The sequence below is a fragment of the Nocardia sp. NPDC051911 genome, assembly GCF_040681035.1.
GTDB lineage: Bacteria > Actinomycetota > Actinomycetes > Mycobacteriales > Mycobacteriaceae > Nocardia > Nocardia sichangensis.
In genome coordinates, this window is the sequence record NZ_JBFAXY010000030.1 from 25,646 (window position 1) to 52,214 (window position 26,569).

The 26,569-nt window shown below is 68.2% G+C and carries 23 protein-coding genes; 13 read left to right on the forward strand and 10 right to left on the reverse strand.

Going from position 1 to position 26,569, the window contains the following annotated elements:
• Positions 1 to 337 precede the first annotated feature (337 nt).
• Positions 338 to 1,687, forward strand: a complete 1,350-nt coding sequence (locus tag AB0L97_RS29620; RefSeq protein WP_355078696.1) for a serine hydrolase — start codon at positions 338 to 340, stop codon at positions 1,685 to 1,687.
• Between the two features lie 8 nt (positions 1,688 to 1,695).
• Here the strand turns inward: AB0L97_RS29620 and AB0L97_RS29625 are convergent, their stop codons facing one another.
• Both AB0L97_RS29625 and AB0L97_RS29630 read right to left on the reverse strand, forming a co-directional pair.
• The gene (locus AB0L97_RS29625; RefSeq protein WP_364435871.1) at positions 1,696 to 2,619 is read right to left on the reverse strand and encodes an aminotransferase class IV; all 924 of its coding nucleotides are present in this window, start codon (positions 2,617 to 2,619) and stop codon (positions 1,696 to 1,698) included.
• A gap of 44 nt (positions 2,620 to 2,663) precedes the next feature.
• Entirely contained in the window at positions 2,664 to 3,086 is a 423-nt protein-coding gene (locus tag AB0L97_RS29630) for a nuclear transport factor 2 family protein (protein ID WP_356963443.1), read from the reverse strand.
• A gap of 84 nt (positions 3,087 to 3,170) precedes the next feature.
• Here AB0L97_RS29630 and AB0L97_RS29635 point away from each other — a divergent pair, with 84 nt between their 5' ends.
• Positions 3,171 to 3,734, forward strand: a complete 564-nt coding sequence (locus AB0L97_RS29635) for a helix-turn-helix domain-containing protein (protein WP_364435876.1) — start codon at positions 3,171 to 3,173, stop codon at positions 3,732 to 3,734.
• 183 nt (positions 3,735 to 3,917) lie between these two features.
• On the opposite strand, the gene AB0L97_RS29640 is transcribed toward AB0L97_RS29635, so the two are convergent.
• Positions 3,918 to 4,952: an aspartate-semialdehyde dehydrogenase gene (locus tag AB0L97_RS29640; RefSeq protein WP_355078701.1), complete on the reverse strand. Its 1,035-nt coding sequence runs from the start codon at positions 4,950 to 4,952 to the stop codon at positions 3,918 to 3,920.
• A gap of 3 nt (positions 4,953 to 4,955) precedes the next feature.
• A complete protein-coding gene (locus tag AB0L97_RS29645; protein ID WP_356963440.1) occupies positions 4,956 to 6,221 on the reverse strand; it encodes an aspartate kinase in 1,266 nt (421 codons plus the stop codon).
• A gap of 163 nt (positions 6,222 to 6,384) precedes the next feature.
• On the opposite strand from AB0L97_RS29645, the gene AB0L97_RS29650 reads away from it, so the two are divergent.
• Positions 6,385 to 6,798, forward strand: coding sequence for a secondary thiamine-phosphate synthase enzyme YjbQ (locus AB0L97_RS29650; RefSeq protein ID WP_355078703.1), 414 nt, complete (start codon positions 6,385 to 6,387; stop codon positions 6,796 to 6,798).
• Positions 6,799 to 7,228: 430 nt separating this feature from the next.
• Complete coding sequence (locus AB0L97_RS29655) at positions 7,229 to 7,420, forward strand: DUF1918 domain-containing protein (protein WP_039794508.1); 192 nt, start codon at positions 7,229 to 7,231, stop codon at positions 7,418 to 7,420.
• A gap of 81 nt (positions 7,421 to 7,501) precedes the next feature.
• Here the strand turns inward: AB0L97_RS29655 and AB0L97_RS29660 are convergent, their stop codons facing one another.
• Positions 7,502 to 7,849 (reverse strand): sporulation protein, encoded by a 348-nt coding sequence (locus tag AB0L97_RS29660; RefSeq protein ID WP_364435883.1) that lies wholly within the window; start codon positions 7,847 to 7,849, stop codon positions 7,502 to 7,504.
• Between the two features lie 254 nt (positions 7,850 to 8,103).
• On the opposite strand from AB0L97_RS29660, the gene AB0L97_RS29665 reads away from it, so the two are divergent.
• Both AB0L97_RS29665 and AB0L97_RS29670 read left to right on the forward strand, forming a co-directional pair.
• On the forward strand, positions 8,104 to 8,562 hold the full coding sequence (locus AB0L97_RS29665; protein ID WP_355078705.1) for an SRPBCC family protein: 459 nt from the start codon (positions 8,104 to 8,106) through the stop codon (positions 8,560 to 8,562).
• Between the two features lie 86 nt (positions 8,563 to 8,648).
• A complete protein-coding gene (locus AB0L97_RS29670; protein WP_356963438.1) occupies positions 8,649 to 9,860 on the forward strand; it encodes a low temperature requirement protein A in 1,212 nt (403 codons plus the stop codon).
• Here AB0L97_RS29670 and AB0L97_RS29675 read toward each other — a convergent pair.
• From AB0L97_RS29675 to AB0L97_RS29690, 4 genes are all read right to left on the reverse strand, one after another.
• Positions 9,838 to 10,707, reverse strand: a complete 870-nt coding sequence (locus tag AB0L97_RS29675) for an ion transporter (RefSeq protein ID WP_355078707.1) — start codon at positions 10,705 to 10,707, stop codon at positions 9,838 to 9,840. The genes AB0L97_RS29670 and AB0L97_RS29675 overlap by 23 nt on opposite strands.
• 122 nt (positions 10,708 to 10,829) lie before the next feature.
• Complete coding sequence (locus tag AB0L97_RS29680) at positions 10,830 to 12,449, reverse strand: GMC oxidoreductase (protein WP_355078708.1); 1,620 nt, start codon at positions 12,447 to 12,449, stop codon at positions 10,830 to 10,832.
• A 76-nt stretch (positions 12,450 to 12,525) separates the two neighbouring features.
• Positions 12,526 to 14,121, reverse strand: coding sequence for an alpha/beta hydrolase (locus AB0L97_RS29685; RefSeq protein WP_364435890.1), 1,596 nt, complete (start codon positions 14,119 to 14,121; stop codon positions 12,526 to 12,528).
• Between the two features lie 61 nt (positions 14,122 to 14,182).
• Entirely contained in the window at positions 14,183 to 14,950 is a 768-nt protein-coding gene (locus tag AB0L97_RS29690; protein ID WP_364435893.1) for a sulfite exporter TauE/SafE family protein, read from the reverse strand.
• Between the two features lie 270 nt (positions 14,951 to 15,220).
• Between AB0L97_RS29690 and leuA the strand changes: the two genes are divergently transcribed.
• On the forward strand, positions 15,221 to 17,014 hold the full coding sequence (gene leuA / locus AB0L97_RS29695; RefSeq protein ID WP_355078711.1) for a 2-isopropylmalate synthase: 1,794 nt from the start codon (positions 15,221 to 15,223) through the stop codon (positions 17,012 to 17,014).
• Positions 17,015 to 17,279: 265 nt separating this feature from the next.
• Positions 17,280 to 18,911, forward strand: a complete 1,632-nt coding sequence (locus AB0L97_RS29700; RefSeq protein ID WP_355078712.1) for an AAA family ATPase — start codon at positions 17,280 to 17,282, stop codon at positions 18,909 to 18,911.
• A gap of 13 nt (positions 18,912 to 18,924) precedes the next feature.
• Here AB0L97_RS29700 and AB0L97_RS29705 read toward each other — a convergent pair whose 3' ends face one another.
• Positions 18,925 to 19,854, reverse strand: a complete 930-nt coding sequence (locus AB0L97_RS29705) for a LysR family transcriptional regulator (RefSeq protein WP_355078738.1) — start codon at positions 19,852 to 19,854, stop codon at positions 18,925 to 18,927.
• Between the two features lie 110 nt (positions 19,855 to 19,964).
• Here AB0L97_RS29705 and AB0L97_RS29710 point away from each other — a divergent pair, with 110 nt between their 5' ends.
• The 5 genes from AB0L97_RS29710 (at position 19,965) to AB0L97_RS29730 (ending at position 26,526) form a co-directional block, all read left to right on the forward strand.
• Positions 19,965 to 20,915 carry an EamA family transporter gene (locus AB0L97_RS29710; RefSeq protein ID WP_355078713.1) on the forward strand — a complete coding sequence of 317 codons (951 nt, stop codon included), beginning with the start codon at positions 19,965 to 19,967 and terminating at the stop codon, positions 20,913 to 20,915.
• 151 nt (positions 20,916 to 21,066) lie between these two features.
• Positions 21,067 to 22,842 (forward strand): FAD-dependent oxidoreductase, encoded by a 1,776-nt coding sequence (locus AB0L97_RS29715; RefSeq protein WP_364435898.1) that lies wholly within the window; start codon positions 21,067 to 21,069, stop codon positions 22,840 to 22,842.
• A gap of 1,031 nt (positions 22,843 to 23,873) precedes the next feature.
• Positions 23,874 to 24,515 (forward strand): pyridoxamine 5'-phosphate oxidase family protein, encoded by a 642-nt coding sequence (locus AB0L97_RS29720; RefSeq protein WP_364435901.1) that lies wholly within the window; start codon positions 23,874 to 23,876, stop codon positions 24,513 to 24,515.
• Positions 24,516 to 24,580: 65 nt separating this feature from the next.
• Positions 24,581 to 25,819, forward strand: a complete 1,239-nt coding sequence (locus AB0L97_RS29725) for a Mur ligase family protein (protein WP_355078717.1) — start codon at positions 24,581 to 24,583, stop codon at positions 25,817 to 25,819.
• On the forward strand, positions 25,816 to 26,526 hold the full coding sequence (locus AB0L97_RS29730; protein ID WP_356963429.1) for a glutamine amidotransferase: 711 nt from the start codon (positions 25,816 to 25,818) through the stop codon (positions 26,524 to 26,526). The genes AB0L97_RS29725 and AB0L97_RS29730 overlap by 4 nt, the downstream gene beginning before the upstream one ends.
• The last annotated feature ends 43 nt before the right edge of the window (positions 26,527 to 26,569 follow it).

Genomic DNA, 26,569 nt, shown 5'->3' on the forward strand with positions numbered 1-26,569 from the left:
CCTCCCTTGGCCTTGCGCTGTAGACATCGGGTGAGCACCACCGCCGAAACGGCCGCACAGCGGGCCGTCGTCGCCCAACCATGGCGAATGGCGCGATATGCCAGTCCCCTACCGATAGCTTGCCGACCGGAGAGACGCGACGCAGTCGACCGAGCCATCCGACCGACAACGGCTCCTCGCGCCCGGCTCGGCAGGCTCCGCTTGTGCCGCGCCCCATCTGTCCGGCACCGACCCGGCAAACGCCCCTGTCCCGTCAGCGTCTCGTTGCGAAGATCAGATGTCCAGTTCCCCGCCTGTTTACCGCGTGAACAGGCCAAAGGGCGCTAGCCTTTTGCACATGGGGCGTTTCGGTGGATTCCTGGCGGGAATCGCGGCGGTTTCGCTGGTGGCGGGCAACGTCTTCGCCGGAGGCGCGGCCGCCGCGACCGGCGACGAGGTGCGGTGCGCGGTCACCTCGGGGCGCGATCTGGAGCGGGCGGCACCCGAACAAGTCGGTTTGGATTCCGCGAAACTGCGGGATGCGCTGACCTTCGCGAACGGCCGAAACCGCTTCAATGTGCAGGTGTTCCGGCACAACTGCCTCATCGGCGAGGGACCGACGAACGACCAGACCGGCAACGTGGCGTGGAATATCTGGAGTGCGACCAAGAGCGTCGTCTCGCTGCTCGCCGGAATCGGGTGGGACCAAGGAAAACTCGATCTCCACGCGCCCATCGACCGCTATCTGCCCGCCGGGCTCGGTGATGCGGAGCACCGGTCGATCACCGTCGAGAATCTGCTCACCGAGACCTCGGGCATGCGGGTCGGCGTGCTGACCGAGGGCGTCACCGGCGTGATCCCGGTCGACCCGGACAGCGCGGTGCAGGCGCTGGGCGTGCCGCTGGACAACCCGCCGGGCACCGTCTTCACCTACAGCCAGCGCAATGTCGATCTCTTGGCCTACGTGCTGGAGCTGGCCGTCGGCGAACCCCTGCAAGATTTCGCGCAGCGCGAACTGTTCGATCCGCTCGGAATTCCTCGCGGGGACTATTACTGGGCCCAGGACCGATCCGGGCACACCTACGGCTACGCGCACTTGATGATCCCGCCGAACGATTTCGCGAAGCTCGGACTCCTGGTGAGCAACGACGGGCACTGGGGAGCGCAGCAGATCGTCTCCCGCGACTACCTGCGCAAGGCGCGCACGCCCTCACCCACGAACGCGTGCTACGGCTACCTGTTCTGGCTCGGTGGCGGTTGCGCCGAAATCGCCGACTTCCTGCCCCACGACGTGTACGCGATGGCCGGCCTCGGCATGCAGAACGTCTTCGTCATACCCAGCCTCGACCTCACCGTGGTGTGGACCGGCGTCTTCGGGAACGTCAGCAGCCAGGGCGTGTCCGGAGTCGTGCAGAACACCCAGGAATTGCCCTACGAGTTCTTCCGCAAAGTGTTCGACGCGTTCTACGACCGGCCGGTACCCGACCCGGGACCGTACGTTGAGCCGCCGCTGCGGCTGGACCCACGCCGTTTCGTCGACACGGACATCCTGATCGCGGTATTCGGCCTCGGTCCCGCCGCCTATCCGGGCTGCAACGTCTTCGCTTGCCTGAGCCACCCGCTGGATCCGCCGTTCGCGGACGTCCCGCCGGGCTGCGCCATCCTGGTCTGCCTGGGACCCGACCCGCGCACCCCTGCCATCCGCTGAACGAGCCGCTACCTGGTCGCGGACAGATCCGTGACCCAGCCGTGCACGTCGTCGGTGCGCAATGCCGCATGGTGGCGTTTGCGCAGCGCCTGGGAGATCGGGCCGGGGACGCCCTCGGCGACCAGGCGGCCGTCCACCTCGACGACCGGCGCGGCACCGGATGATGTGCCGGTGACGAACACTTCTTCGGCGATGTACAACTCGGTGAGATCCACGGTGCGTTCCACCACCGGGATGCCGTCCTCCGCCGCCAAGGTGAGAACGGTCCTGCGGTTGATGCCGTCGAGGATGTCGCAGGAGACGTCGGGCGTGATCAACGTGCCGTTGCGGACCAGGAAGATGTTCGCCGCGCTGAGTTCGCAGACGTGCCCGTTGCCGTCGAGGAAGACACAGTCGTCGTAGCCGCTGTCGATCGCGTCCTGCTTGGCCAGCACCGAGTTCACGTACGCGCCGTTGACTTTCGCGCGGGAGGGAATCGCGTTGTCCGGAATGCGCCGCCACGGACTGGATTTCAGGCGCATACCGTCCTGCGGCACGATGGGCACCGCGTCGTAGACGAAGATGCTGACCCGAATGGCGCAGCCCCGCACCCGCGTGCCCGGAATGGACTCGACCACGTGCACCGTCGCACGCACGAAAACGTCCTCACGCGGAGCATTCGCGGCGATCAACTCCACGACGGCCGCACGGAAACGCGCGTAATCCCACTCCTGCGCGAATCGATCGATCCCGATGATCTTGCAGGACTCCTCGAGCCGACGGAAATGGTCGTCCAAACGAAACGCCGTACGCGCTGCCCCATCGACGTGCACCGGGAACACGGTGTAGACGCTGAGTCCGTACAACACCGCCGACGATGCGACGCCCACCGTGGCCGCTTCGGCCGCGACGATCCGGTCGCCGAGATACACGTGAGGATGTGGATTCGCCATCGGCGCAGGCTAACAGCCCCGCCCCGCGCCGGGCGAGGCCATTTTCAGTCCGCGGCCAGGCGGGCGAAGCGGGCGGTGTCCATGTAGTCGCGGAAGAGCACCACTTGGCCGTCGCGGACCCGGACGACGTTGACGGAGGTGCGCCTTCGGGCGCGGCCGGATCCAGGGATGGTCATGTCGACCTCGTTCTCCACGAGCAGCACTTCGGGATCGGTGGTCTCGTAGACCTGCGGGTGGATCGCGTGCACTTCGATTCCGGACAGGCCCGACCATCGTTGCGCCAGGTGCTCGCGGATCGCTTCGCGGCCCTCCAAGTGGGTCGGGTGGCCGGGGATCGCGAACGGGATTTCGAACACCGCGTCGGGCGCGAGCAGCGCGACGAACGCATCGGGGTCACGGGCCGGTAGCTCACCGAACAACCGCTCGACCAATTCGCGCGGGCTTCGCACGGACGAATCAGCAGCCATCACAAACCTCCAGATAAGCGGAACGCAGGACCCGCTTATTTTTCGGAACGAGCGCCCCGTTTGTCAACAGTAGACTCGGTCCTCGTGACCGAACCCGAGCGCCGACCGCTGCGCGCCGACGCTCGCCGTAACCGCGAGCGGGTCCTGGCAGCCGCGCAGGAAGCGTTCGCGGCGGAAGGACTCTCGGTGCCGCTGGACGAGATCGCGCGGCGGGCCGGCGTAGGCGCGGGCACCGTCTACCGACACTTCCCCACCAAGGAAGCGCTGTTCGAGGCGGCGATCGTGGATCGGGTCGACCGGATCATCGCGCTGGCAAGGGAATCGGCCGACGCCGCGGAACCGGTGACCGCGTTCTTCGACTTCTTGGCCCAGCTCGTGGCGGAGGGCAGCGTCAAGCGTGATCTCGCCGATGCCGTAGGCGGGCAGGACGCCCCGGAATATCTCCGGCCGGTGCACGAACTGAATTCGGCCATCGGCACGCTGCTCACCCGCGCGCAGGAGGCGGGCGGCGTGCGCACCGACATCGAGGTCGAGGACCTGATGCGCCTCATCAAGGGCGCCTTCCTCGCCACCCACGGCACCGCCGCTACTCCAGCGCAGCGCGAACGCACCTTCGCCGTCGTCTTCGACGGACTGCGGGCCCGCTGATCCATCGCCGAAGCGCCTCCCGGCGGCAGGCCGCCCGATCGGCGACCAGGACAGCGCGGATACCAGCGACATGAAGCCGCCAACAGCACCGGCGGCATCATCCACGCTGGGCGCGCTCGCGCGAATGCGGGAAACGACGAACGGGCCGCGGAAAGTCCACGGCCCGTTCGATCGAGAAACGTCTCAGCGGTCGCTGAGGAGTACCTCGGCAATCTGAATGGTGTTGAGCGCAGCGCCCTTTCGCAGGTTGTCGCCGGAGATGAACAGCGCGAGCCCGCGACCGTCCGGCACGCCCGGGTCCTGGCGGATGCGGCCGACGAGCGAATCGTCGACGCCCGCCGCGGCGAGCGGGGTAGGCACGTCGACCAGCTTCACGCCGGGAGCCTTGGCAAGGATCTCCTTGGCGTGCTCGACCGAGAGCGGCTCGGCGAATTCGGCGTTCACCGAGAGCGAGTGGCCGGTGAAGACCGGCACGCGCACGCAGGTGCCGCTCACCGCGAGATCCGGGATGCCGAGGATCTTGCGGCTCTCGTTGCGCAGCTTCTGGTCCTCGTCGGTCTCGCCAGAGCCGTCGTCGACCAGCGAACCGGCCAGCGGAAGCACGTTGAACGCGATCGGCGCGACGTACTTGTTCGGCGCGGGAAAGTCGACGGCGCGGCCGTCGTGGGTCAGCTTCTCGGCGTCATCGATCACCGCGCGGGCCTGGCTCGCCAACTCTTCGACACCGGCCAGCCCGCTGCCGGAGACCGCCTGGTAGCTGGAGACGATCAAGCGGCGCAGACCGGCGATGTCGTGCAGCGGCTTGAGCACCGGCATGGCGGCCATCGTGGTGCAGTTCGGGTTGGCGATGATGCCCTTGACCAGGTTGCGCGCCTGCTCCGGGTTGACCTCGCTGACCACCAGCGGGACCTCGGGATCCTTGCGCCACGCCGAGGAGTTGTCGATCACCGTGACTCCCGCGGCGGCGAAGCGCGGCGCCTGCACGCGGGACATGGTGGCGCCCGCGGAGAACAAGGCGATGTCCAAGCCGGACGGATCGGCGGTCTCGGTGTCCTCGACGACGATCTCGCGGCCGCGCCAGGGCAGCGTCTTGCCCGCCGAACGAGCCGAGGCGAAGAACCGCACCTCGTCGGCCGGGAAGTTGCGCTCCTCCAGCAGTTTCCGCATCACGGCGCCGACCTGCCCGGTCGCGCCGACGACTCCTACGCGAATACCCATGACCTATCGCCCCGTTCCCGCGTGGACCACCGCGACCTCGTCGCCGCCCAGGTCGAACGCCCTGTGCAGCACCTTGACCGCCTCGTCCAGCTCGGTGTCCTTGACCAGCACGGAGATCCGGATCTCGGAGGTGGAGATGAGATCGATGTTGACGCCCGCCTTGGCCAGCGCCTCACAGAACGTGGCGGTGACGCCGGGATGGCTCTTCATGCCCGCGCCGACCAGCGAGACCTTGCCGATGTGGTCGTCGTAGAGCACCTGGGAGAAACCGATCTCGGACTGGCGCTTGGTCAGCATCTCGACCGCGCGGGCGCCCTCGGTCTTCGGCAGCGTGAAAGTGATGTCGGTCTTGCCCGTCTCGACCTTCGAGATGTTCTGCAGGACCATGTCGATGTTGATCTCCGCGTCGGCCACGGCGCGGAACACCTTGGCGGCGTAGCCCGGTTCGTCCGGCAGGCCGACCACGGTCACCTTGGCCTCGCTGCGGTCGTGCGCGACGCCAGTGAGGATTGCTTGCTCCAAGGGGATGTCCTCCATCGATCCGTAAACGTAGGTGCCCTGCTTGTCGGTGTAGGACGAGCGCACATGCACGGGCACGTTGTAGCGGCGGGCGTATTCGACGCAGCGCAGCATCAGCACCTTGGCCCCGCAGGCCGCCAGTTCCAGCATCTCCTCGTAGGAGACCTGCTCGAGCCGCTGCGCGTCGGGCACGATCCGCGGGTCGGCGGTGAAGACGCCGTCCACGTCGGTGTAGATCTCGCAGACGTCCGCGTCCAGCGCGGCGGCCAGCGCGACCGCTGTAGTGTCGGAGCCACCGCGGCCCAGCGTGGTGACGTCCCTGCTGTCCTGGCTCACGCCCTGGAAGCCTGCGACCAGCACCACGAGGCCCTCGTCCAGTGCGTCGCGGACGCGGCCGGGGGTCACGTCGATGATCTTCGCGTTGCCGTGCGCGCCCGTCGTGATCACGCCCGCCTGCGAGCCGGTGAACGAGCGGGCCTCCGCGCCGAGGGAGTGGATGGCCATGGCCACCAGCGCGTTGGAGATGCGCTCACCCGAGGTGAGCAGCATGTCCATCTCGCGGGCAGGCGGCGACGGCGCCACCTGCTGAGCGAGATCGAGCAGCTCGTCGGTGGTGTCACCCATGGCGGAGCAGACCACCACCACGTCGTGGCCTTGCTTCTTGGTCTCCACGATCCGTTCAGCGACGCGCCGGATCCGCTCGGCGGTCGCTACCGAGGATCCTCCGTACTTCTGAACCACGAGAGCCACGACAGGGTCCTCCAAGATCGACAACAAACTGGTAACAGTCATCCAGGGTACCGGCCGGGGCCAGCGGTTTTGCCGCTACCTACCCGGCTTGTGGAAAAGCACACAGCCGCATCCGATCCCGATCGCGCCGCGCGGGCCGCCGCGGATGGGGGACGATGGGCGCATGAAGAGCACGCTGCTCGAGGTGAGAACGGGCCACAGTGAAGTGGTACAGGACATCACGCCGCAGTGCGCGACATTCGCGCGAGAAGCGGGCGGTGACGGGCTGCTGCACGTCTTCGTGCCGCATGCCACGGCCGGAATCGCGATCATGGAACTCGGCGCGCGCAGCGACGACGATCTGCTGGCCGCGCTGCGTGATCTCCTGCCCGCCGACGACCGGTGGCGGCACGCGCACGGCTCGCGCGGACACGGGCGTTCGCACGTGATGCCCGCCCTCATCCCGCCCTACGCGACCGTTCCGGTACTCGGCGGAAAGCTCGCCCTGGGTACTTGGCAGTCGATCGCGCTGGTCGATCTCAATGTCGACAACCCGGACCGGCAGGTGCGGCTGTCGTTCCTCACCGACGCGAGCTGACCGGGCCCCTCCGGCCGAGGCGACGAATGTCCGGGGCAGACCGCGGCCCGGACAAGCCCAACACCGGCGTGATGACCCGGCCCGACTCCGCCGGGCCGACGTGTGGCCGCGCGGGCGTGGGCAGCGTCCCGGGGGACTCGGATGGAAATTCGGGCCCGCGTGAGCCGGGCGACCTGCGCGCCGTTGCCGAACTCTTCGCGCCGCACCGGGAAAAAACAAGCGCTGTGCTCCCGCCGCAGCGCTTGACACGTAGTACTACAAGCGGAGTTCTTTCAACTGCCGAGCGGTCCGCCGTGGTCACCACGGAGCGGAGCCGGGCACTGATCGAAGCCGCGGTCGACCGTGTGATGAGCGCGGATGACCGTGATCGGATCCCGTGCGCCTTCGCTGAGTGGTTGTGACGCGCAGCACTCCGTTCGATAATGGGGCGATGATCGCACATGTAGGAGATCGACTCTGCGTGCACGGACACGTGGTGGGAGAAGTGGATCACCTGGCCGAGATCATCGAGGTCCGCGGGCCGGACGGGACGCCGCCCTACGTGGTGCGCTTCTCCGACGGTCACGAGTCACTGGTGTATCCAGGGCCCGACGCGATCGTCGAGCCCGCCACGTCGGAATGACCGCCGCGCCGGACCGAGCGCTGGGCGGCCTCGCCCGCGCCCGGCCCGGCGCTCACCGACGGGGAACTGCGCCCGTCTCGCTCAGGCGCTTCGTTTGGCGCGCCGGGCCAGCGCGAAAGCCAGGATGGCCGCGATCAGCACCTTGCCCGCCGTCTCGATGATCGCGTTGACGTCGACGGCCGGATGCCAGGTCAGCCGTCCATCGCGCAGCACGTAAGCGCCGACCGGCTTGGCGCCCACACCGAACGCCACGCCTTCGCCGGAGCCGTCCCCGTCGACGCTGTTCCCGGTACCGCCGCCGCCACTACCGCCACCCCCGACCGAGGCGGCGGGAATGACTATCGCGCCGCCGGATTCGTAGGGGTCGCCGTAAACCCGGCGCACCGTGATCGCGTCGCGCGCCTGCGCCAGCAGTTCGGCGTATTTCATGACATCCTCCCGCCCGTACCGAAGGCGCCGGATACCGGCGCCCATTCGGATCCGATCGTAGGCGCGCGAACCTCGGCCGAGCCCGTCCTTCCGGACGGAAGTTGTTCCGGCGGTTGCCCGATCGCCGATCTCGAGCAGATAACGGCACGTTATCCCGGTAACCGAGATGTGGTCTGGCACAGTCAGGTTGACGAACCGGACAAATCACGGAGACAATCGGCCGGACTTGTCCATCCGGGTGTCGGAGGTATGCCATGCGCACCAAAACGGATATCCGATTCTTCGTCGACACCGATCCCGGACAGGTCATGGACGCCCTGACCGACGTCGAAGCGCTTCCGGAATGGTCGTCGTCCTACAGCGACGTCCGGGTCGCGACCCGCGACGCCCGACGCAGACCCCGGCGGGTCTTCCTCAAGGCGGAGCTGCTCGGCAGCTCGGATTTGCAAGTGCTGGAATATGATTGGACCGACGACCGGTCCTCCTGGATCGTCGCCGACAGCACCAGGGGCGTGCGGGGCGGCGGTTTTTTCGAGGTGACCGACAGCGTCGACGGCACGCACGTCTGGTACCACGTCGAGCTCTATCTGCCCCTCCCGGTTCCCGGATTTCTGCTCAAACGCACTTTCCGCAAGGCCAACGAGGTGGTCGTGGAGTGCTTCATAGATTTCGCCGAGCGGTTCCCCGAAACGGAGACCTATCAACCCGTATAGCGCGGACGGCTGCGCTCTGCGCGAAATCGGCCGCCGGGCGAAGCAGCGGACCGGCGCGGAATCGGCCGGGGTGCGACGATGAGCGCATGATCGGTTCCAAACGGGTGCGGTTCCAGCCGATGGCCGAAGGCGCGTCGGTGACCCAGCTCGAGTTGTTCTTCGACCTGGTGCTCGTCTTCGCGTTCACCATGGTCACCGGCTTGGTCGCGGAGGAGACCAGCGCGAAGAACATGCTGCGCGGGCTGCTGGTGCTCGCGGTGATGTGGTGGCTGTGGATCGCCTATTCCTGGCTCGGCAACGTCGTCCGCGCCGACGAGGGCATCGCGCGGGTCGCGATGTTCGCCGCGATGGGCGGCGCCTTCCTCGCCGCGCTCACCATCCCGGAGGCGTTCCGAGATCTGGCCGGAGGATGGTTCGGTCCGCTGGTCTTCGCCGTCGCGTACCTGATCGTGCGGTTGGTGCATTTCGGGATGTTCTGGCTGGCCAGTTCCGAGGATGCGCAATTGCGCGGCCAGCTGCTGCGCTGGGCGCTCGGGTCGATCACCCTCGGCACCACATTGCTCGTCGTCGCCGCCATGACCACCGGTCGCGTGCAGATCGCGCTGTGGATAGCCGCGATCGCGGGCGACTACCTCTGGACACTGTTCGCGGGCACCGATTGGCGGTTGAATTCGGCCACCCATTTCGTCGAGCGATACGGGCTGATCATCATCGTCGCGCTCGGTGAATCGATCGTCTCGATCGGTATCGGGGTGGCCGGCCTGCCGATCTCCTGGCCGATCGCGCTCGGCTCGCTGCTCGGCCTCGCCATTTCCGGTCTGCTGTGGTGGGCGTATTTCGACGTCGCGGCCCTGGCGGTGGAGCACGAACTGGTCCACGCCGAGGGCAAGCGGCAGATCAAGATCGCGCAGGCGTCCTACACCTTCTGGCATTTCCCGATGATCGTCGGGATCATCGCGCTGTCGCTGGGGCTGAAGAAGGTCCTGTACTACGTCGGGGATTCCGCACACCACACTTTGAAGGACGCGCTGTACGGAATTCCGCTCTACGCCCTCTACGGCGGCGTCGTGCTGTATCTGATCGCGCTGGTGGGTTTCAAGCACTACGCCACGCGCACCGTCACGGCGCCGCGCGTGGTCGCCATCGTGGTGCTGCTGGCGCTCATCCCGTTGGCCTGCGCCTTGCCCGCGCTGGCTTCGCTGGCCCTGCTGTGCGGCGTCATGGTCGCGCTGATCGCTTGGGAGACCGTGCGTTTGGCACAGCCGCGGGACGCGATCAGGCACGCGGTACCTGATTGAGCCGATGCCGCACGCAGTCCTCGTCGGGCGTGGGCCCGTACGCGGACGGCGGCACCCGCACACCGTCGCGAACCGCGTCGCGGATCTGATCGATGTTCTCCCGCAGCACGTCCGCGACGAGTTCGTCGGTGCGCGGATCCTCCAGCACCTGGAACACGATGCGGAACGTGGTGTCGGCGATCAGCCGGATGATCTCGTCGTGGAACGGGATGTAGCGCACCCGTCCCGCCTGCGGGTCCTTCTTGATCAACTCCACGATCATCTCGTCCAGCTCGGCGCGGTTCTCCTCCAGGGCGGCCGCGATGTTGCGGGTGTAGTGGCCGGTGCGCAGCACCTCGGCCACCTCGTCCATCACCGCGATCGTCATCGGACGGCGGATGGTGTCGACGATGGTCGCCACGAACCGGTTCACCACCGCGGCGGTCACTCGGTCGCCGAACACCCGGTCGGCCACCCGGGCCAGCCGGACGCCGATCACCACGACCCGCAACAATCGGAAGCCGCGGAAGAACGGGCTGGTCACCGGGATCATGCCGACGACCTCGTACCAATAGATGAACGGGAAGGTCCACGGCCAGCCCGCGCGGCGCCAGCGCCACAGGAACTCGATCGCGAACACCCCGCACAACGTCCAGTCGACGACCACGACCACGTGGTAGGTGTGCCCGGAGACCGGGAAGAAGGTGATCCAGGCGACCAGCGCCACGGACACGATGGCCAGCGCCAGCATCAGGAAATCGGTCCAGAGCATGGGCGGCTTGCGCGGATAGTCCTGCGGCTCCGGCGCGTCCCGCAGACCGTATCGCTCGACGGAGGAGCTCTCGATACCCGAGCTGGGAGCGGACACTGCGGTTCCCTTCGACGCCGAACGGTGCCGCCGACATTAGTACGCGGAAAGCACGCTCGGCACGGTTGGCGATACCCCCGGGAAAGACGCCGGGCGAACGCTTCGCCCGGCGCAGGCGGATTTCAGCGACCGGTGCGAACGATCGCCTCGATATTGCGTTCGGCCAGCGCGGCGATGGTCAGCGACGGGTTGACCGTTCCGGTGCTGCCGGGTATCGCGGCGCCGTCCATCACGTAGAGGCCGGGGTGACCGTGCACCCGGCCGTAGCCGTCGGTGGCGCGCCCGAGCACCGCCCCACCGAGTGGATGCGCGGTGAACAGCGCGTTCGCGTCGTAGCCGAGGGCGCTGTACTCGACGAGGGCGTCCGCGCGTTCGGCGATCCGGTGGTCGACCGCGCGGGCCAGCGCGACCGTCTCGTCCCGGTTCTTGACCGACCAGCTCAGCCCGACTCGGTTCGTGGCCCGGTCGTAGCCGAACCGGGTGCGGGTCGAGTCGAGCACCATGCCGAGCGAGGCGAGCGCGCCGGTCTCGAACGGGATGCCGGGGATGTACCAGCTCTCCAGGGTCAGCGGCACGGCGGACTCGTCGAAGATCCGGCTCGCGCTCGGCACGCCTTGACCCTGACCGGCCAGCGCGCTGGCCCCGCGAGCCAGGACCACGTCACCGTTGGTGCCCCACCCGTCGCCGACGTGTTCGTTCAGGTTCGGTAGCGCGCCGGTGGCCTGCGCACGGACCAGCAGTTCGGAGGTACCGATCGACCCGGCGCCGAGGAAGAGCCGATCACAGGTGAGGGTGCGGGTGGACAACACGTCACCGGTCGGCGACAGCTTCGCCACGGTGACCGCGTAGCGGCCGCCGGATTCCTGCGCGATGGCGTCGACTCGGTGGCCGGGGAAGACTCCGCACCGGCCGGTGCCCTGTGCGTATGCCAGGTAGTTCTGATTCAGGTCGAACTTGGCGCCGTTGGAGTTGCCCAGATTGCTCCTGGCCGCCGTCGCGGAAGCCCTTGACGCTCCGGCCAATTCGGCGCGCAGGATGTCCCAGTTGAAAATCGAGTCGTTGGCCTGGGGTTGATAGCCTGCCTTGCGCACCTGGTCGTCCCAGGCGCGGGAGTGCGCGAACGGCGAGGAGTTGTAGATGTCCGCGGGCATCGGGCTCAGCCGCAACATCTGGCGCACGCGCGGGTAGTAGACGCGCTCCATCTCGCCGTAGTCGACGCCGCCACCGAAGACGTGGTCGAAGAAGCGGCGCTCCGGGGCGATCATGGCGCCGCTGAAGATCACCGAACCGCCGCCGACGGCAGCCGCGCGCCAGACGTCGATGCCCGGATACTCGGTGCAGTCCAGCACGCCGCCGAAACTGGCGAAATGCATCGGCACCTTGGTGACGCCGGTGAAGTTGGTGCGGTGCCAGAAGCCGCGACCGTCGGGGAGGTCGTCGCCGGTGAAGATCTCCCGCCACGGGTCGTTCGGCCAGCGCGAACCGCGCTCCAGCACGGTGGTGGCCACCCCGGCCTCGGCCAGGCGCAACGCGGACACCGCGGCGCCGAAGCCCGAGCCGACGACGATCGCGGGCGAGTGCTCCGGCGGGTCGGGAATCGGGGCGAAGATCTCCGGAACCCAAGCGTGGAACAGGGCCTCCCACATCGGATCCGCGGACGCCGCACCGGTCCCCGTCATCGATCCCACAGCACCGAGCAGGGCGGCCGTGCCAGCCGCCTTGAACAAGGCACGTCTACGCACCGGTCACCTTCCATCATCAGGCTTAGCGTGCGCAGATTACCGGTATTCCCGATTTGTGAACAGATATCCGTTTTCGCTATCGCTCGAACGGCAGCTCGTCCGCGCGACAGGTCGCTCCCGGGGCGGGCAGTTGCAAGTCGACGAGATAGCGCTCGCGCAGTTTGCGTGTGCATTCGCCGAGCACAGCGTGCCCGTAGCCGCCTTCGACGACGACCAACCGTGCGTTCACCAGTTCCCGCTGCGCGCGCCGCGCGGCGCTGAGCGGGGTGACCGGGTCGAATCGGTTGTTCACCAGCACGGCTGGGGTGTCCGATCGCAGGATCCACGGCCCGGCGTATCGCTGGGCATACCCCTCGGGCGGCGACGGCCAAGAGGCGCAGGCCTGGTGCAGCCACAGCCAGAGCGGGCCGTAAGTAGAGCTGACACGCGCCAGATCCTTTGCAAGCGAAGGCCATTGGGCCGAGTCACGGGGAAAGTTGTTGTCCGCACAGGAGATCGCCGTGAACGAGTCGAGGAAGTCATACGGTTGCGTTGTGGCCGAGAGGATCCGGCCGACCGTGTCGGGATCGCCCGAGGGGCCGCGCTCCAGTTCGGCGAGCAGTTGAGCCAGGGCGGGCCAACCCTCGTCCGGGTCGTACAGCAACAGCGCATGCGACGACAGCGCCTCGGCGTAGGTGACCGTGCGCGCTCGCTCCCCGGCCCCCACCACCAGCGGCGCGTCGCGAAGACGTTGCAGCACAGCGTCATTGCGAGCGCGAAGGTCAGTGGAGCGGCCGGGATCACCCGCGCCGCCGTCCGGCGCCGCGAAGGCACAGCGCTCCCGGCCCGCGTCCGCGCACAACCGCAGGAATTCATCGAGCACTTCCTCGGTCCCGGCCGCGGTGGTCTCGATGGCGCTGCGCGTGTCGTTGGTGTAGGCGTCCGGGTCGATCATCGACGCCAGGTGCAGGGCGCGCACCCGATCGCCGAACAGCGCGCCGTACATCTGGCCCAGGTAGCTCGCGTAGGAACCGCCTTCATAGGTCAGCTGGGGGTCGCCGACGGCCCGGCGCAGCAGGTCCAGGTCGCGCGCCGCGTCGACGGTGGTCAGGTGCCCGAGCAACGCGCCGCCGTGCGCCGCGCAACCGGCGGCCAGTTCGCGGCTCGCCGCGTCGGCCGCGCGCTCCTGCTCCGGACGCACGGGCGGCAGCGGGGCGCCGGACCAGAACCGCCGCTGCTGCTCGGCGTCCGCGAAACACCGCACCTGCCCGCTGCGGCCGACGCCGCGCTGGTCGAAGGTGACCACGTCGAAGCGGCGCGCGAGTTCGCCGCCTAACAGTTCTCCCTTCGCCGCCCAGCGCAGCCCCGAGCCTCCGGGACCGCCGACGGCGGAGAACAGCGTGCCGATCCGCCGCTGCGGGTCGGCGGCCTGCTGACGCACCACCGCCAGCCCGAGGGTCGGGCCGTCGGGGTGCGCGTAGTCCACCGGAACTTGCGCGGTCGCGCACTGGAACCGGCTCAGCTCCGGCTCCGCGCACCCCGCCCACTCCAGCCGGGGCGTCGGCGCGGCGTCGGCCTGGGCGACCAGGTCCGCGACCGCCGACTCGTGTCGGCTCGGCGGGCCGCCGCAGCCGCTCACCACGGGCAGCAGCGCGGCGAGCGCGGCGACGATGACGATTCTCCAGCTAGGCACGGCATTCATCCTGGGCTCCGTGCCCGGCGGCCGTCGTCACCCTGAGGATTGACATCCGGCTCTAGGACGTCACCAAACGGATCACCGCGATCAGTCCGACCACGACGATGACCGCCCGCAGCAAGGTCGGCGGCATCCGCCTGCCCAACCGCGCGCCGAGTTGCCCGCCGATGATCGAGCCGAGCGCGATCAGCACCACCGCGCGCCAGTCCACGTCCGCAACGACGATGAAGATCAGCGCGGAGACCGCGTTCACGATCAGGGCGAGCACGTTCTTCGCCCCGTTGAGGCGCTGGATGTCGTCGTGCACGAAAACGCCGAGCAACCCGATCAGCAGCACGCCTTGCGCGGCCCCGAAGTACCCGCCGTAGACACCGGCGGCGTAAACCGCGGCGAGCAGGATGGGCCCCCCGTGCTCCGGCACCGGGGCGCCGTCGTTCTCCCGGCGGCGCTTGACCCAGCTCGCCAGCCGTGGCTGCACGACGACCAGCACCAATGCCACCATGATGAGAATGGGCACGATCGCCTTGAACGCTTGGGCGGGCAGCACCAGCAGCAGCACCGCACCGGTGATGCCGCCGAGCAGCGAGGCGGTGCCCAAGCGCAGCAGCCGCTCGCGCTGCCCCGCCAGTTCGCGGCGGTATCCGTGCACGCCACTGATCGAGCCGGGGACCAGACCGATGGTGTTGGACACATTCGCGGTCACCGGCGGCAGGCCGAACGCGAGCAGAACGGGAAAGGTGATCAGCGTGCCGGAGCCGACGATCGTATTGATGCCGCCCGCCGCGATGCCCGCACCGAAGACGGCCAGTTGCTCCAGCCAGGTCATTGCCAATCCTTCGACGTCCCGTCGGACCCTGGGCCCGTACAAGCGTGGTTCACTGCCGGACCGAACGGTAGCGGGGTCGTCGGATCACCCGACGACGGGACCACCCTTCCCGGCAGTATCTCCGCACGGTAAACTCGCGGACATCATGCAGCGGGCACTTCTTCTCGACCGCCGCGACGGGGTCTGATCGGACCGGCTCCCGTCGCGGGGTTTTGCCGCGCCGGTCGACCAGCCCCATTGGGAAAAACGACATCCTCGGGAGAACCGCCCATGTCCCCTGCTGACGCATTTGTGTCCGGCGCGCGCACCATCACCGCGCCTAGCAGACCAGCCCCCGCCGACCAGCCCGGCTGGAACAAACAGAAGAACTCCTCGATGCCGACGTTCCGTTACCGGCCCTTCGCCGAGGAGGTCGAGCCGATCACGCTGCCCGACCGCACCTGGCCGGACAAGGTCATCGACCGGGCGCCCGGCTGGTGCGCGGTCGACCTGCGCGACGGCAACCAAGCGTTGATCGACCCGATGAGCCCGGCCCGCAAGCGCCGCATGTTCGACCTGCTGGTGCGGATGGGTTACAAGGAGATCGAGGTCGGCTTCCCCTCGGCCAGCCAGACCGATTTCGACTTCGTCCGCGAGATCATCGAGGACGGCGCGATCCCCGACGACGTCACCATTCAGGTGCTCACCCAGTGCCGCCCGGAGCTGATCGAGCGCACGTTCGAAGCCTGCGCGGGCGCGCAGAACGTCATCGTGCACTTCTACAACTCCACCTCGATCCTGCAGCGCAAGGTGGTCTTCCGCGCCGACCGCGACGCGGTCAAGAAGATCGCCACCGACGCCGCCGCGTTGTGCCTGGAGATCGAGCAGCGCTACCCGGACACCAATTGGCGTTACGAGTACAGCCCGGAGTCCTACACCGGCACGGAGCTGGAGTACGCCAAGGACGTCTGCGACGCGGTCTCGGCGATCATCGCCCCGACGCCGGAGAAGCCGCTGATCATCAACCTGCCCGCCACCGTGGAGATGGCGACTCCGAACGTCTACGCCGACTCGATCGAGTGGATGAGCCGCAACTTGGCCCGCCGCGAGGCGATCGTGCTGTCGCTGCACCCGCACAACGACCGCGGCACCGCCGTGGCCGCCGCCGAGCTGGGCTACCAGGCCGGCGCCGACCGGATCGAGGGCTGCCTGTTCGGCAACGGCGAGCGCACCGGCAACGTGTGCCTGGTCACGCTGGGGATGAACCTGTTCTCCCGCGGCGTCGATCCGCAGATCAACTTCTCCGACATCGATGAGGTCCGCCGCACCGTCGAGTACTGCAACCAGTTGCCGGTGCACGAGCGGCACCCGTACGGCGGCGACCTGGTCTACACCGCGTTCTCCGGCAGCCACCAGGACGCCATCAACAAGGGTCTGGACGCGATGAAGACCGCGGCCGACGCCGCCGAGGCGGACGTCGACGACATCGTCTGGGAGGTGCCCTACCTGCCGATCGACCCGAAGGACGTGGGTCGCACCTACGAGGCGGTCATCCGGGTCAACTCGCAGTCCGGCAAGGGCGGCGTCGCCTACATCATGAAGACCGACCACGGGCTGGCGTTGCCGAGGCGGCTGCAGATCGAGTTCTCCCAGGCGATCCAGAAGATCACCGACGGCGAGGGCGGCGAGGTGACGCCCAAGGAGATGTGGGACGTCTTCCACGAGGAGTACCTGAGCCCGATCCGGCCGCTGGAGCGGATGCGCCAGAAGGTCACCGCGTCGGAGACCGACGGCGGGGTCGACTCGATCGTGGCCGTGGTGAAGGTCGACGGCGTCGAGCAGGAGATCACCGGCAAGGGCAACGGACCGCTCGCGGCGTTCGTCGACGCGATCGCCGCCGTCGGTTTCGACGTCGAGGTGCTGGACTACTCCGAGCACGCCATGTCCGCGGGTGACGACGCGCAGGCCGCCGCCTACGTGGAGTGCGCGATCGGCGACAAGGTGGTGTGGGGCGTCGGCATCGCCACCTCGATCACGACCGCGTCGCTGCGCGCGGTGGTGTCGGCGGTGAACCGGGCGCACTGACAGCGCATCTCGGCAAGTACGCGGACGGGCGCCGCGCGGGTTCCACCGCGCGGCGCCCGATCTCGCTGGGACAGACCATTTGTCGCGGGCATTCGGCTCCCCAAGCCCGGCATGCCTACCGCGACACGGGGTAGCGAACCCCGTGCTAGCGTTGGATTCGCACTCCAAGCGCCGAGCTCTCTGCTCGAACTCCCGAGCAGATGGGGGAACCGTGACAGCAAACGACCACAATCCGACCTCTCCACCCTGGCTGCAGAGTCATTCCGTGGATACGGCCGAAGTCAGCGACGTGGAGTCATCGGCCAAGGACCCGTCGGCCGAGCCTGCCGGCGGCACGGAAGCGAAGGAAACCGACGTGTCGGCCGGGTCGGCCCAGCCGGACGCCCAACCCGAACAGCCCGAGCCGCACGGCTCGACGGAGCAGACCACGGCCTACCCGCAAGCCGCCCCGGTGGCGCAGGCATGGGCTCCCCCGCAGGCCGGACCGGCCGAGCCCTACGGCTCGTACGCCCCGCCGAACGCGGGCGCGTATCCCCCTCCGTCGCCCTTTCCAGGAGAGCCGTTCACTACCGGCACCTTTCAGCCACCGTCGGGCCATAGCGGTAGCCACCCGATAGCCCCGCCTCCGGACGGACCTCATCCCGGTTACGGGGAGTACCGCCAGGAGATCGGCGGCGACGGCCTGACCCGGCATGTGCCCATGGATTCCGCGCAGCCCGAATCTCCTGCGCCGCAACTCGATCAGCCCAGCGGCCCGATCTACAGCTGGGCGCCGCCGCCTCCGCCGGTGACGCACCAGCCTCCGCCGCCCGCCTATCAACCGCCGCCTCCGCCGCCGCTCGGGCAACCGCAGGGGCCGGGCTGGCAAGGCGGGCCGGGTCCGCACCAGTCGGTACCGCCGTTCCAACCGCAGCATGTGCCGCAGCCCGGCCAGCCGGGACATTCGGTGAACGACCTGAATCTGCTCCGGCGCGCCCGCAGGGCGCCGCGCAGCGGCTGGCGTCGTGCGGTGCACAAGGTGTCCGGCGGCATGATCAATCCGGGCGAGTCGGCGGCCGACATCGTCTACCAGGACCTCGCCGACCGGGTGAACCAGCCGGTGCGCGGTGACTACCGGATCGCGATCCTTTCGCTCAAGGGCGGTGTCGGGAAGACCACCACCACGGTCGGTCTCGGCTCCACCTTCGCTTCGCAGCGTGGCGACCGGGTCATCGCGATCGACGCCAACCCCGACCTGGGCACGCTCGCGCACCGGGTGCCGCGCCAGACCCGCTCCACCGTGCGCAACCTGCTCGAGGATCAGCACATCACCAGGTACTCCGACGTGCGGGCGCACACCTCGCAGGCGCCGAGCCGCTTGGAAGTGCTCGCCAGTGAACAGGATCCGGCGGTCTCCGAGGCGTTCAGCGAAGCGGACTACCGCAAGGCGATCAGCATTCTGCAGTCGTTCTACAACATCATCCTGACCGACTGCGGCACCGGCTTGATGCACTCGGCGATGGCGGGCGTGCTGGACATGGCGAGCTCGCTGGTGCTGGTCACCTCGCCCGCCATCGACGGCGCGCGCAGCGCGTCGGCCACGCTGGACTGGCTCGACCACCACGGCTACGGCAAGCTGGTGGAACGAACCGTCGTGGTGGTGAACGCTTCCCGGCGCGGCGCGTCCACCGTCGACCTCGACCAGCTGCGCAAGCTGTTCCTCGATCGCACCCGCGCGGTGCAGGTCGTGCCGTTCGACGATCACCTCGCCGAGGGCGCGGAAATCGATCTGGAACTGGTGAGCAAGCCGACCCGGCGGGCGCTGCTGGAGCTGGCGGCGATGGTCGCCGACGACTTCGGCTACGTCAGCTCGCAGGCCCAGCATCCCTACCGGCACCAGCCACCGCACGGATTCTGATCGTCGCGCGGAATCATGCTCCTGCGGCGGAACCCTTTCCGTGCGCGGAGTCGGCCGTCGCGAGTGCGGCGGCCGACTCGAACGCCGCGAGCACGGCCGCGATCGCCGGACGGGCCTCGGCCCGGGGCCGGGTGGCCAGTTCGTATATCCGAGCGGCGCGCACGCCGGACAGCCGTAGCACCGCCAGATCAGGGTGGCCGACCGCGTAGCGAGGCATGAGCGCGACACCGTAGCCGGTGGCGACCAGCGTCTCGATGACGCGGAAATCGTTGAGGCGCTGCGCTATACGCGGCTGTACGCCGGTCACGGTGGCGATCGAGCGCAGTACGTCGTCGACGGGAAAACCGCCCCGCACGCTGAGCCAGGTCTCGTCGGCCAGTTCCTCCGGCGCGACGGCCGAACGGCCAGCGAGCCGATGCGTCGGCGCCGCGACCACATCGATCGGCTCGCGCATGAGCACCCGGGTCGCGACGCGTGGGTCGGCGATAGGTGCGGCGCGCTCGTCGCGATGGGTCAGCACCACGTCGTAATCGGCGAGCAGTCGCGCCACTTCCGAGGGCGGCACGTCTTCGTCGCGCGCGATCACCTCGACTCCGCTGTCCACCATGCCGGGCAGCACATGCGGCAGCAGCAACGCACCGCCCGAGGGAAACACCGCGACGCGGACCCGTCCGCGCGGCGAGCCGCGATAGTGCGCCATCTCGGCGACCGCGCGATCCATTGCGGCGAGCACTTCGTCGGCGCGCACCACCAGTGCACGACCCGCGTCGGTGAGCCGCACGCGTCTGCCGTCCGGTTCGAGCAGGGCCACGCCCGCCTCCCGCGCGAGCACCTTGAGCTGCTGGGAAACGGCGGAGGGCGTCATGGACAGTGCTGCCGCCACGGCGGCCACCGTGCCGCGATCGGCCAGCTCACGCAGCACACGCAACCTCTCCAGCGCCATGGGCGGGCCGGCCACGACCGGTGCGGAACCGAAATTCATTAAGTGAAGCTACATCATTGATCCATAATTATTCGATTGTTCTGATCTTTAGCAGACCGCACGATGAAGGCGTGACCAACCGCGACCGCCTGCTCGGCCTGACCGTCGTCCTGCTCTGGGGATTGAATTTCCTCGCCATCCGGGTCGGGCTCGACCACTTCCCCCCGTTCTTCTTCGCGGCGCTGCGCTTCGCCGTGCTCGCGGTGCCCGCGCTGCTTTTCATCCCGCGCCCTCCGGTGCGGATGCGGTGGATCCTTCTGTACGGCACCGGTTTCGGCATCCTGCAGTTCGCGTTCCTGTTCACCGCGATGCGGGTGGGCATGCCGACCGGCCTGGCCTCGCTGGTACTGCAATCCTCGGCGCCGTTCACCGTGCTGCTCGGCACGCTGCTGCTGGGCGAGCGGATCCGCCCGGTGCAGATCGCGGGCATCGCCGTCGCGGTGGCGGGCATGGCGGTGATCGGCTGGGACCGGCTCGCCCACGCCACCCTGCTTCCGGTTCTGCTGACCTTGGCGGGTGGGTTGGGCTGGGCGTTCGGCAATATCGGCGCACGACTGGCCGGTACCGAGACCCCCGGCGTCAACCCGCTGCACCTGATGCTGTGGACCACCGCCATCCCGCCGGTGCCGCTGTTCGCGCTGTCGGCGTTCGCCGAGGGGCCGACCACGGGAGCGCGGGCTTTGGCCGAAGCGTTCACACCGGCGGGCCTGCCCGCTCTGCTGGCGCTCGCCTATATCGCCGTCCTCGCCACTGTGGTCGGCACGGGGTTGTGGACCTATCTGCTCGGTCGCTATCCGGCCGGCCTGGTCGCGCCGTTCTCCCTGCTCGTTCCCATCGTCGGCATCGCCGCGGCGTGGACTTTCCTGGGCGAGACTCCGACCACGTTGTCGCTGATCGGCGGGGTGGTGGTGCTGGCGGGAGCGTTCGCCGCCACGTCGAGCAGGCCACGCGCGACTACGGTGAACGCCCGCATCGAGCCATCGGGAACACCCGCGATGGCAGGTACCGGTCGCCCGGCCTAGCGGGCCGTACCCACGTTCGGTGTGCATTCCGTCACGAAATTCGCATTCCGCACCGGCCGCTGTACGGGGTCGGTGCGAATCGATCGGCTTGCCGCTTTACAGTAGTGCCCGGCGTGGAAGTTGGTCCCTAGGCTAGGCAGCAGAGCGGCGCATGGCAGACAATCAGTGGACCGTATCGCGAAGAGCACTGCTTCGTAACACGGTCGCGGCGGGGGTGGCTACGGCGGGGGCACTGACGGCGGGTGCGCTGAAACCCACGCCTGCCGCAGCGAATCCCGGCGGCAAAAGGGTCGCGGTACTCGGCGGCGGTGTCGCGGGCCTGACCGCGGCACACGAGCTGGCGGAACGCGGTTTCCAGGTCACCATCTACGAGAAACGGGCGTGGGGCGGCAAAGCCCGCAGCGTCGGCGTGCCCGGCACCGGAACGGGTGGACGGCCGGATCTGCCCGGCGAACACGGCTTCCGTTTCTTCCCCGGCTTCTATCAGCACGTGCCGGACACGATGCGCCGAATCCCGTTCCCCGGCAACGCGAACGGCGTGTGGGACAACCTGGTCGCGGTGCCGGAAGCACGATTCGCCCGGCACGGCGGCGACGACTTCCGCGTCCCGCTCGGTCCGCGCGCCCGTGCCGAGTTCTCCCCGGACAGTTTCCGCGAAACGCTCGGCGCGGCGCTGTCGACCGCACTCAAGATGCCTTCCAACGAGGGCGTCTACTTCGCCGAACGCCTGCTGGTCTTCAACACCAGCTGCGACGCCCGCCGCCTCGGCCAATGGGAGCGCACCTCCTGGCACGATTTCGTCGGCGGCCACGCGCGCTCGCACGAGTTCCGCGCGCTGCTGTCGCGCACGCTGACCAGCATCATGGTCGCCGCGAAAGAGAACATCGCGAGCGTGCGCACCATCGGCACGATGGGCGAGCAGTTCCTCGGCAATCCCTTGGGGATCGGCAACGACGGCAGCCTGGACCGGGTACTGAACGGTCCGACCAACGCGGTCTGGATCGAGCCGTGGACTCGGCGGATCCGCGAACTCGGAGCGGATTTCGTGCTCGGCGCCGAGGTGCGCGAGCTGGAGGTGCGCGACCGCAGGATCGTCGCGGCCCGGGTCGTGGACGAGACCGGCGCGCAACGCACGGTCGAGGCCGACTACTTCGTCGTGGCGTTGCCCGCCGAACGCGCGCGAACGCTGTGGTCGCCGCAAGTACTCGAGGTCAGGCCCGATTTGGCCGGGATGGACAACCTGTTCACCGACTGGATGAACGGCATCCAGTTCTATCTGCGCCGACCGGCCGACATCTCGCGCGGTCACACCGCCTACATCGACGCGCCGTGGTCGCTCACCTCGATCAGCCAGAACCAGCTGTGGCGCCGCAAGCTGACCGAATTCGGCGACGGCGGCGCGCAGGACTGCCTTTCGGTGGACATCTCCGACTGGAACACCCCCGGCATCGTGTTCGGCAAACCCGCCAAGGAGTGCACCCACGAGGAGATCGCTCGGGAGGCGTGGGCCCAGATCAAGGCCCATTTGGACGATCGCGGCGAGGTGCTGCGCGACGCCGACCTGCACTCCTGGTTCCTCGATCCCGGCATCACCTGGCAGGAGGGCGAGCGGCGCAACGCCAACGCCGACCCGCTGCTCATCAACACCGCCGGGTCGTGGGAGTACCGTCCGCAACCGCACGGCGCACTGGAAAACCTCTTCCTGGCAGGCGATTACGTGCGCACCAACGTCGACCTGGCCACCATGGAGGGCGCCAACGAGTCCGCGCGCGCCGCGGTGAACGCCCTGCTGGACGTGGCCGGTTCGAACGCGGAGCGCTGCCGGATGTACACCCTCTACCGCGCCACCGAACTGGAACCGCTGCGCCGCATCGACGCCGACCGCTACGCGGCCGGCCAGCCGAACATGTTCGACGTCCCCGCGTGAATCGCGATCGATCCGCGCGGCAGGGTGATAGGTCTGGCGTCAGGGGCGAATTCTGTTCTCCGAGTCATTGTGCTGACCGAATCGAAAGGATAGTCTCTGACCATGCATGGGGAAGAGGGGGAACTCAAAACGCGGGGAAAATTTGGCGCTGGAACAGCAAGCGCGCGACTGGGATCGTTGAGTCGCTCACCGGAGATCACATCTGGTTCGGATTGGACTCGTTACGTGGGAGGAATTTCGATGACATCTCGATAGGAGACGTTGTCGAGGTCGAGTACGAATTCGCCCAACAAGACTCCCACACCCTGCGCGCAGTAAGAATTGACTGGTTGTAGATCACGCTTTCAACTGGGGGGATAATGAAGTTTTCTTTTGCGGCGGCCCTCGCCACTGCCACGGTTCTATGCATGCCGTGCTTCGCTGCCGCTGAACCCGATCCGGCAGACCTCGAATTCACGGCGAATTCCGCATATCGAGAGTTTCAGAACAATATCGCAAAGTTCACCGGACAGGTGAACTACAGTTCGAACAATTTGCATGGTCGCTGAAGCTACTGCCCGCGACTCAAAGCGTCGTGTACGGCAGCATGAGTTGCCATACAACTATAGGTGGGATTTCCGGGTACTCCGACGATCATCAAGACATTCCGCGCGACTACCTCCTCCATTCGAGCGTGAAAATTGATCGAGGAAGATGGTACAAGCTGCGTAGTCGATGCGATTTCAAGGTGCTGACCGACACTGGAATGCAGCCGGGAAATGTGGAAACGGCTGTCGACTTCATCGCCAGGTGATCGACTCCTGACCTCGTGAGGAATCTCCGAGCCGGACCGGCGCAAGAGTGCGTGCATACGAACGCACCCACAGCTGAAGGCCACGCTGTGGAATCCGCGCGCCGGATTCGACGCCGACCGCTACGCGGCCGGCCACCGAACATGTTCGACGTCCCCGTCTGAGCGGATGTGAGCGATCTCCCTTCGCCGGAGCCGAATTCGATCGCCATCCCCCAGGCCGCGGTGCTTGAATCGAACTATGCGTGAGAGCACCGCCTCCGACGAGATCACCGACCCGGCAGACCTGCGGGCATTGCTCGGCGAGGTGGTGCCGCGCGCGGCCACCAAGGAGCGCCCTGTCCTGCACGCCAGGGACCGGGAGTGGATCGCGCTCTCCCCGTTCCTGGTGATGAGTACGAGCGACGCGGACGGCAACTGCGACGCCTCGCCGAAAGGCGATCCGGCGGGGTTCGTGCGGGTGCTCGACGACACCACCCTCGCCATCCCGGAGCGCCCCGGTAACCGCCGCGCCGACGGCTACCTCAACATCCTGGCCAACCCGCACGTCGGCCTACTGTTCGTGATCCCGGGACGCCGCGAGACGCTGCGGATCAACGGCCGCGCCCGGCTGGTGCGCGACGCGCCGTATTTCGACGACATGGTGGTGCGCGGGCACCGCCCGATCCTCGCTGTCGAGGTAGAGATCGACCAGATCTTCTTCCACTGCGCCAAGGCGTTCATGCGCAGCCATCTCTGGGAGCCGGAGCAGTGGCCGGAGGACACCCTGCCGAGTCCCGCCTGCCTGGTCAAAGAGGTGCAGACGAACGTCGCGGAGACGGTGGAGGAGCTGGAGCGCTACTACTCACCGGAGAACTACGCGGCCAAGCTCTACCGCGACTGACCCGCGTGGCCCACGCCACCCGACCGCGGCGCGCCCGGATCGCGCGTCGAACATAGACTCGCGACGTGGCAGAACTATCGGTGCGCGGACGGCTCGCGCTGGCGGCGGCGGCCGCGGCGTCCTGGGCCTCGCAGAAGGCGGGTCGTGGCAAAGGGTCGATGATCGGCGGACTGATCGCGTTGAAGATCGATCCGACCGTCATGGACCAGCTCGGGCAGCGGCGGCGCACCGTGCTGGTGACCGGCACGAACGGCAAGTCGACCACCACGCGGATGACCACCGCCGCGCTCAGCACCCTCGGCGCGGTCGCGACCCAGGCCGACGGCGCGAACATGGACGCGGGCATCGTCGCCGCGCTGAACGCGCACCGGCGCGCGCCGCTGGCCGCCATCGAGGTCGACGAACTGCACCTGCCGCACGTCACCGATTCGCTGAACCCCTCGGCGGTGGTGCTGCTGAACCTCAGCCGCGACCAGCTCGACCGGGTCGGCGAGATCAACATGATCGAGCGCAAGCTGCGCGCGGGCCTGGCGAAGCACCCGGCCACCGTGGTGGTCGCCAACTGCGACGACGTGCTGGTCACCTCCATCGCCTACGACCATCCCAACGTGGTGTGGGTCGCTGCGGGCAGCGGCTGGGCGATGGACGCGACCAGCTGCCCGCGCAGCGGCGAGCCGATCGTCTGGGAGGGCGCGCACTGGCGCAGTACCGGAGCGGATTTCCAGCGTCCCGAACCGGATTGGTGGCTCGACGGGGACGATCTGGTCGGGCGGGAGGGCAAGCGTTTCCCGCTGCGGCTCGCACTGCCGGGCCGGGCCAACCGCGGCAACGCCGCACAGGCGGTGGCCGCCGCGGTCGCGCTGGGCGCCGACCCGGAGCAGGCCGTCGCGGCCGCGGGCACGGTCCGCGAGATCGCGGGCCGCTACCGCACCGTGCAGGTCGGCGAGCACGACGCGCGTCTGCTGCTGGCCAAGAACCCGGCCGGCTGGCAGGAGGCGCTGTCGATGATCGAGCCGACCTCGGCGGGCCTGGTGATCGCGGTGAACGGACAGGTACCCGACGGCGAGGACCTGTCCTGGCTGTGGGACGTGCGCTTCGAGCACTTCGAAGGCGTGCAGGTGGTGGCGGCGGGCGAACGCGCCACCGACCTGGCGGTGCGACTGACCTACGCGGGCGTGGAGCACACCCTGGTGCCCGATCCGGTCCGCGCCATCGCGTCGTGCCCCGCGGGCCATGTGGAAGTGCTGGCCAACTACACCGCCTTCCGTGATCTCAACCGTGACCTCGAGGAGCGGGCTTCATGACCGAGTCGACCTTCCGCATCGGCCTGGTGCTGCCGGACGTGATGGGCACCTACGGCGACGGCGGCAACGCGCTCGTGCTGCGGCAACGACTGCGCATGCGCGGCTACGACGCCGAGATCGTCGAGATCACGCTGTCGGAGCCGGTGCCCGATTCCCTGGACGTCTACACCCTGGGCGGCGCGGAGGATTCCGCCCAGCGTCTGGCCACCCGGCACCTGCAGCGCTACCCCGGCTTGCAGCGCGCCGCCGGGCGAGGCGCTCCGGTGCTGTCGATCTGCGCGGCCATCCAAGTCCTCGGCCAGTGGTACGAGACCTCGGCGGGCGAGCGAGTCGACGGCGTCGGCCTGCTCGACGTCACCACCTCGCCGCAGCACAAACGCGCCATCGGCGAGGTGACCACCACTCCACTGCTCGACGGGCTCACCGCACCACTCACCGGCTTCGAGAATCACCGGGGCGGAACGAAACTCGGCGGCGACGCGCAGGGTCTGGCCCGTGTCACCCGCGGCGTCGGCAACGGCGTCGGCGACGGGCTGGAGGGCGTCGTCCAGGGTTCGGTGATCGGCACCTACATGCACGGCCCGGCGCTGGCCCGTAACCCCGAACTCGCCGACCTGCTGCTGATGCGCGCCCTCGGCGTCACCGAACTGGCGCCCCTCGACCTGCCCGAGGTCGACCAGCTCCGCCGGGAGCGCCTGCGCGCCTGAGCCTGTTCCCGCCGGTCAGGTCGCCGGAGTAGCTGAATTCGCG